The organism is Candidatus Planktophila sp., from assembly GCF_044232745.1.
Classification (GTDB): domain Bacteria; phylum Actinomycetota; class Actinomycetes; order Nanopelagicales; family Nanopelagicaceae; genus Planktophila.
On sequence record NZ_JBIILI010000001.1, the window covers coordinates 304,600 to 311,690 of the forward strand.

The following is a 7,091-nucleotide window of genomic DNA, read 5'->3' on the forward strand; positions in this document are numbered from 1 at the left end:
GATTAGCCTTTCGCTGCTACCGCCGCTGCTATCAAACCAATAAATAATGGGTGTGGTCGCGTTGGGCGAGAACGAAGCTCAGGATGAGCTTGCGTGCCTACGTAGTAAGGATGCACCTCTTTGGGAAGTTCTACAAACTCCACGAGGTCTTGTTCCTTAAACATTCCAGAGAAAACAAGGCCAGCGTTCGAGATTTGATCGCGATACTGATTATTCACTTCATAACGATGGCGGTGACGCTCGGCTACCTCAGTAGCTCCATATGTATTAGCAACAACCGATCCCGCAAGTAAATTCGCTGTGTACAAACCCAGACGCATCGTTCCGCCCATATCGCCTTTGCCAGAAACAACATCTTTCTGATTATCCATAGTCGCGATTACTGGTGTTCCAGAATCAGAAAATTCAGCCGAAATTGCATCTTTGATTCCAGCAAGGTTACGTGCTGCTTCAATAACCATGCACTGCAAACCTAGACATAAACCAAGTGTTGGAATTTTGTTTTCACGTGCGTATTTAAGTGCGCCTACTTTTCCTTCAATTCCTCTAATTCCAAAACCACCTGGTACGCAAATAGCATCTACTCCTTGTAAATACTTTTTTGCACCTTCAGCAGTTTCACACTCATCACTTGCTATCCACACAATTTCTATTTTCGCTAGATTAGCAAAACCGCCTGCTCGCAACGCCTCTGAAACTGAAAGATAAGCATCAGGAAGATCGATGTATTTTCCAACTAGGCCGACCTTGATGTGATGCTTTGGATGATGCACCTTTTCCAATAGAACATCCCAATCGCCCCAGACAACATCATGGCAATCAAAGCCAAGTCGCTTCACAACATATGCATCGAGGCCTTCGCTATGCAGCACCTTGGGGATGTCATAAATCGACGGAGCATCAACTGCTGCAACGACTGCTTCTGAATCAACATCGCACATTAAAGAAATCTTCTTCTTAACACCGTCTGGAATTTCACGATCAGATCGTAAAACAATTGCATCTGGTGCTATGCCGATACTGCGCAACGCTGCAACAGAGTGTTGAGTTGGTTTGGTTTTTAACTCACCAGATGGGCCGATATAAGGCACTAATGAAACGTGGAGATAGAAGACGTTATCTCGTCCTACATTTTGACGAATCTGGCGGATCGCTTCGAGGAATGGTTGAGATTCGATATCTCCAACGGTTCCGCCAACTTCTGTTATTACTAAATCAATGTCAGGACCAGCCATCGCCAAAATGCGTTCTTTAATTTCATTTGTAATGTGTGGGATAACTTGAACAGTTTCGCCTAAGTACTCTCCGCGGCGCTCACGTGCGATAACGCGTGAATAGACCTGGCCAGTCGTGACATTTGCAGAGCCATGAAGGTTGCGATCCAAGAACCGCTCGTAGTGACCGATATCTAAATCTGTTTCAGAGCCATCATCTGTAACGAAAACTTCACCATGTTGAAATGGATTCATGGTGCCAGGATCAACATTGAGATACGGATCAAGTTTTTGCATTGTTACGCGGATACCGCGAGCTACTAATAATCGTCCAAGGCTTGAGGCGGTGAGTCCTTTGCCCAAACTTGAGGCGACTCCGCCGGTTACAAATAAATGTTTAGTCACATGTGCTTGGCCCATGGAGGTCGAACCTATCATTTAAAACCGCGGCTGACTTACACCTTCAAAGAAAGTAGCTCCGTGGCGTGCTCTCTGGCGCTAGATGAGTTCTCAAGGCCGGCCAACATGCGGGCTATCTCCTCGATGCGATCCTCGCCCGTCACTTTTCGGACATCACTTTGGCTGACAACGCCATCATTATTCTTGGTAACAACAAAATGACTATCGGCCCATGCTGCGACTTGAGGTAAATGTGTAACCACGATTACCTGCGCATGTTGAGCCAGTTGATGTAGACGCTTGCCCACTTCGATAGCGGCTTTTCCCCCAACACCAGCATCAACTTCATCGAAAACATATGTACCAATCGGATGCGTTGTGGCAATAACAACTTCCAAAGCCAACATAACACGTGACATTTCTCCACCAGATGCACCTTTAGCCAAGGCAACTAATGGTGCGTCTTTATGTCCTTGAATAAACATCGCTATTTCATCGCAACCGTGAGAAGTAAAATCTGATTCCTTGGGCGCTGCATAATCAGCCGTGTCAACCTTTGCAACAAAGGATGCATGAGGCATCGACAACTGTTGAATCTCTGCAGTAACTAAACTAGATAGTTTCGCAGCGGCTTTGGTTCGATTATCAGAGAGGGTTTTAGCGGCAACGAGGAGTATTTTCTTGTGCGCAGATAATTGAGATTCAAGTTCTTGCAATCGTTGATCTCCCCCTTCAAGATCTGCAATCGCATCTGAAGAATTCTTATACCTCAAAGACAACTCGATGAGTTCCAATTCGTGAGATCCAGCACCACCAAACTTCTTGATTAATGAATTGATGTCGGCCTTACGAGCATGCAAGAAATCCAAACGAACAGGATCTGCCTCGAGCTTACTTTGATAGGAATTCAGTGCACTTTGAGCGTCATCTAGCAAGAAAAAACTTTCGCTCAGTTGTTGATAGATGGCCTCTAATTGAGGGTCTTTGCCTCTAGCCGCTTCGAGAGCACGACGCGCAACGCCTACCGACGTTAAGGATCCTGCCTCTTCATCCTCAATAGCCGAAGTTGCCTGAGCTGTCGCTAAGCGAAACTCTTCGACACTCGAAAGGCGGGCAATCTCAACATCTATTTCTGTGATTTCACCGGCTGATGGATTCAACTTTTTAAAGGCGTTTGCAAACTCTCTTAACGCGGATAACTCCTTGTCTTTTTCTGCGATGCTCTTTTTCAAAGAATTAATTCGATCCTTGAGATCGTGATAGCTGCTCAGCGCTGATTGATAAGGTCCAATGTCGATTTTGCCAAAACGATCAACTAATTCGCGTTGTCTAGAACTCTTCGTAATGTTTTGATTTGCTGCTTGTCCGTGTACCTCAACTAAATTTTCTCCGACAGCAGATAAAGTGCTAGCCGTTGCGCTAACTCCATTTGTTGTTGCCTTGCTTTTTCCATCAGCGGCGACCGTACGAGTAACAATCAACTCTCCATCTTCAACGAGAACCTCTTCGAAGATGTCCTCAGATGTTTTCGGAATTGAGAAGCGACCGCTAGCAACTAATCTCTCTGAACCCTTACGTACCAATGCACTATCGGCCTTTCCGCCCAAGATAAGGTTTAAAGCGGTTAGAATCATCGTTTTGCCGGCTCCTGTTTCACCGGTTAACACAGTTAATCCCTTAGAAATTTCTAACGTTGATTGATCAATAACACCGATCGAGCGAATAGTGATTTCTTCTAGAAAAGTTCGTTCACTCACCACGCCATCCTTCAACGGGAAGTTTGAATTTTGCCACTAAACGATCGCTAAAAAGTGTGTTTTTGAGGTGAGCTAGTTTGATGATTGGTGGATTCTTTGTGACTAATACTCGATCGCCACGCAGTAACGGGAATTTACGCAAAGCATCGGCGGATAAAAATGCTTCAGAAGATTCAATCACCACCGCTATCTTTGATTGCGGAGAGATTACAAGTGGACGCGAAAACAATGCGTGCGCAGATATTGGCAAAACAACAAGTGCATCTACCTCAGGCCAAACAATTGGACCGCCCGCAGAAAATGCATAGGCAGTAGATCCTGTTGGAGTGGAGCAAATAAGGCCATCACAGCCCCACCGAGAAATAGGACGGCTATCTATCTCCAAAAAGAGTTCAACCATTGTCGCTTTCTCGCGTTCAACAGTAACCTCGTTAAGCGCCCAACCAGATGCAACAATATTTCCATCTCGTTCTACCGTGTAACCCAAGGTAATACGAGGATCAATCACATAGGTCTTATTCACTAATGCCTTGATAACATCTGAAATCTTTGATCGCTCAACTTCTGACAAAAAGCCAACATGCCCCAAATTCACGCCGAGCAATGGAATATCTCGCTCTTGAGCTACCTCTGCGGCACGAAGCATTGTTCCATCGCCACCGAGTACAACCGCTACTTCAAGTGGTGGAAGATCTGCCAACGAGGACTTAATGATGCCGGGAATTTCAACATCTGAAATTGTATAAATCCCAAATGTTGATGCCAGATTTTGCTGCAGTTCAACCGCAGCAACAACGGCGTCAACTCGAGCTGGATTACATACGATCAATAAGTTGCGCATCACTGGGGTCCAATCGCTATAGCTTGATCCAACATTTCATGATCAATTTCTGGTGCACCTCTGCGCAACCATAAGAAATACTCGACGTTGCCAGCAGGTCCGGGTAGAGGGCTAGCCGATATTCCTAAGGTGCCCAATCCGACATCGTAGGCTGATTCAGCAACTTCGATCACGGCTGCTTTGCGTAAGGCTGGATCACGTACAACGCCACCAGCGCCTAACTTTTCACGGCCAACCTCAAACTGGGGTTTAACCATTAACACAAAATCAGCTTCTGCTTTAGAAACTGCCGCTAAAGCGGGTAGTACAAGAGTTAGCGAAATGAAAGAGAGATCCGCGACTACAAGATCGATTGCCTCACCGACCATATCGCCCGTTAGGTGGCGAATATTTGTTCGATCTAAAACAGTGACGCGCTCATCTTGTCGAAGCCCCCAAGCCAGTTGTCCATATCCGACATCAACTGCCACAACATGGCCGGCGTTGCGGCGCAATAAAACATCGGTAAATCCACCCGTGGATGCGCCTGCATCTAAGCAACGCTTTCCATCCACGACCACACCAGTAAATGCAGTTAATGCACCATCTAGTTTGTGCCCTCCACGCGAAACAAAATCATCCCGGTCCCCCGCGATAACAATTGATGTTTCGGCATCAACTTGGGTTGCCGGCTTTGTTGCTGGGATTCCATTAACCAGCACTGAACGCTTTTCAATTAAGTCCGCAGCTTGATCACGCGAACGCGCCAGTTCTCGTCGAACTAACTCAGCATCCAAACGTGTTTTCATTTAGATATTAAAGACCGTCGATAGAAGACAATGCTTGATTGAGGCGCTGGTGTAAAGCTTCAAAACGTTGTGCATGATCGCCGACTTCCATTGCATCTATTTCTTGCAATTCATTTCGGAGCTCTTCTACTAAAGACTCGCCTTGCACTGGATTATCATTTTCCATTTATTTGGCTACTTTCTTAACGGCAGCTTTCTTAGCTGTTTTCTTTACCGATTTCTTTACTGCGCTCTTTTTTACCGTGCTTTTCTTTGAACTCTTTTTAGCTGTTGTTCCCTTTTTTAATGAGGCAACCTCTTGCTTAAGCGCTTCAAACTCTCCACGCTTAACAAAACCCATCTTCGATACTGAGCGCTCGACCTCATCTTCAATTTTTACTTTGAGCGCTTCGCCACCTTCCTTGAGCCAGGCATTGACGGAGTCTGCAACTTCTGTCGCGCTCTTGTCTCCAAGATGAACATTGTTGGCAAAAGATTTCAATGTTGAAAAAAAGTCACCGTTTTTACTCATGCCATAAGCCTACCTAAATTCGTGAAATCTCCAGTGCTTCAACCTGCCAACGACTTGCAAGCCCTGAAGGTCCGCTCCAAAAGCGACGATGAATTGAGCCTGAAATCTCGATCCACTCATCAGCAGCAAGGGATAACGCAGCCCGACGTGACTTTGCACTCCATGCCCCAATATCAAGGGTATCTACACCTGGTTGTTTATCTCGAGAAACGATTAAGCGAAACTCAACCACCTTGTCCCCGCTAGGAAGTTCCTTTTCTACAGCTTCCTGAGATACGCGCCCTCGAAGTAGAACATCATTGAGTGAGTAATCTTCTTCGACTTCCGCAATTTTCTTACTGCTAGCTTTTTTGGCACTGACCTTTGCGACCATGATTCCTCCATTGTTGTAGTGGAGTTCAGATGATTTAGTGCATGTCCGACAGATTGAATCGGAAGTTAACTAGATGTGGGTAACTATTGAGCAGCGCGTTCAGCGGCGTCGGTAAACTCGTCCTCATCTAAATCGGCGCATTTACCAAACCATTCCCGCGCCTCGTCTTTGCGACCTGCAGCACTTAATGCGTCTGCATATGCATAGCGAAGACGTAAAGCCCACTCATCTGTTTCATTGTTCAACTCTTTGCATGTCAGAGTTACGACCGCTGCTTCTAACTCGCCTAAATCCCGACGAGCTCCCGCTGCAACGATTCGCATTTCAATCTCTTCTGGCTTTGCTAATCGCTTTACCTCTGGAGAACCAGCCAAACTCAATGCTTTTAGAGGGTTCCCAAGACCACGTTCACAATCTGCCATAACCGGAAGAGATGAAACATCTCCTGATATTCGATGTGCTGCGCGCAATTCTTTAAGTGCGATTTCGAAATGACCAGCGCGATAAGCCGCATATCCAGCAGATTCGCGAACAACGGCAAGGCGTCCAGCATGGTGCGCAGCTGCGATTCCGTGCTTATGAGCTAACTGTGGATCGGTGTCTTGATATAAATTTATACACACTAAATGACGTGCAACAACTTTTGCGTTCTCTGCCGACAAACTTAACAACTCAGCTCGAACAGATTTTTCTAACTCTTCACCAGTAACATCTTCAGGAATATCTGGTTCAAAAATTCGCGGACGCAAACGCGATTGATCGCGATCCATTGGTGCAGGACGTGCACCACGAGGATCAGAGCCATCACGTGTTTGCCGCGGAGCTCCTGCACGGTTTGTTGAGCCACCGCGCGCTGGCAAATCTTCACGTCTGCGTTGAGAATTTGGGCCCGACGGCTTGCGAGGTGCATCTCCAGATGGACGACGCTCACCAGAACGAGCTGGACGCTCTCCTGGCTTTAGATTATTTACGGGACGTGAAGGACGCGACGGGCGCTGTTCTCTATCTTCCATCGTTTCTAACTCCTTCACGCTTTTTAATTTTTTAACAGTATGACATTTTCCAAAGGGAATTAAAACAGAGAGAAATAAAAAAGGGGCGCTCGTTAAAGCGCCCCTTTTTATAAAAGAAGTCCGGCGACGTTCTACTCTCCCACAAGGTCACCCTTGCAGTACCATCGACGCTGAGAGGCTTAACTTCCGGGTTCG

Annotated in this window: 8 protein-coding genes and 1 rRNA gene; all 9 read right to left on the bottom strand. The window is 46.3% G+C overall.

Going from position 1 to position 7,091, the window contains the following annotated elements; translation table 11 throughout:
• Nucleotides 1-2: 2 nt before the first annotated feature.
• Entirely contained in the window at nt 3-1,634 is a 1,632-nt protein-coding gene (gene pyrG / locus AC9UGD_RS01590) for a CTP synthase (RefSeq protein WP_509568552.1), read from the bottom strand.
• A 35-nt stretch (nt 1,635-1,669) separates the two neighbouring features.
• Nucleotides 1,670-3,370, bottom strand: a complete 1,701-nt coding sequence (recN, locus tag AC9UGD_RS01595; protein WP_509568554.1) for a DNA repair protein RecN — start codon at nt 3,368-3,370, stop codon at nt 1,670-1,672.
• Complete coding sequence (locus AC9UGD_RS01600) at nt 3,363-4,211, bottom strand: NAD kinase (protein ID WP_509568604.1); 849 nt, start codon at nt 4,209-4,211, stop codon at nt 3,363-3,365. The genes recN and AC9UGD_RS01600 overlap by 8 nt, the downstream gene beginning before the upstream one ends.
• The gene (locus AC9UGD_RS01605) at nt 4,211-4,999 is read right to left on the bottom strand and encodes a TlyA family RNA methyltransferase (protein WP_509568557.1); all 789 of its coding nucleotides are present in this window, start codon (nt 4,997-4,999) and stop codon (nt 4,211-4,213) included. Before AC9UGD_RS01605 ends, AC9UGD_RS01600 begins: the two co-directional genes overlap by 1 nt.
• 7 nt (nt 5,000-5,006) lie before the next feature.
• Nucleotides 5,007-5,165, bottom strand: a complete 159-nt coding sequence (locus tag AC9UGD_RS01610) for a hypothetical protein (RefSeq protein ID WP_509568560.1) — start codon at nt 5,163-5,165, stop codon at nt 5,007-5,009.
• Entirely contained in the window at nt 5,166-5,510 is a 345-nt protein-coding gene (locus AC9UGD_RS01615) for a hypothetical protein (RefSeq protein ID WP_509568563.1), read from the bottom strand. It lies immediately after the preceding gene.
• Between the two features lie 13 nt (nt 5,511-5,523).
• Nucleotides 5,524-5,883, bottom strand: a complete 360-nt coding sequence (locus tag AC9UGD_RS01620) for a single-stranded DNA-binding protein (RefSeq protein WP_509568566.1) — start codon at nt 5,881-5,883, stop codon at nt 5,524-5,526.
• Between the two features lie 83 nt (nt 5,884-5,966).
• Nucleotides 5,967-6,914: a hypothetical protein gene (locus AC9UGD_RS01625; protein ID WP_509568568.1), complete on the bottom strand. Its 948-nt coding sequence runs from the start codon at nt 6,912-6,914 to the stop codon at nt 5,967-5,969.
• Nucleotides 6,915-7,014: 100 nt separating this feature from the next.
• Nucleotides 7,015-7,091: ribosomal RNA gene (gene rrf, locus AC9UGD_RS01630) — 5S ribosomal RNA — on the bottom strand; the annotation flags it as partial.

Excerpts from the sequence above, each read along its gene's own strand:
- pyrG (WP_509568552.1), bottom strand. The coding sequence starts at position 1,634 with ATGGGCCAAGCACATGTGACTAAACATTTATTTGTAACCGGCGGAGTC.
- AC9UGD_RS01600 (WP_509568604.1), bottom strand. The coding sequence starts at position 4,211 with ATGCGCAACTTATTGATCGTATGTAATCCAGCTCGAGTTGACGCCGTT.
- AC9UGD_RS01605 (WP_509568557.1), bottom strand. The coding sequence starts at position 4,999 with ATGAAAACACGTTTGGATGCTGAGTTAGTTCGACGAGAACTGGCGCGT.
- AC9UGD_RS01610 (WP_509568560.1), bottom strand. The coding sequence starts at position 5,165 with ATGGAAAATGATAATCCAGTGCAAGGCGAGTCTTTAGTAGAAGAGCTC.
- AC9UGD_RS01615 (WP_509568563.1), bottom strand. The coding sequence starts at position 5,510 with ATGAGTAAAAACGGTGACTTTTTTTCAACATTGAAATCTTTTGCCAAC.
- AC9UGD_RS01620 (WP_509568566.1), bottom strand. The coding sequence starts at position 5,883 with ATGGTCGCAAAGGTCAGTGCCAAAAAAGCTAGCAGTAAGAAAATTGCG.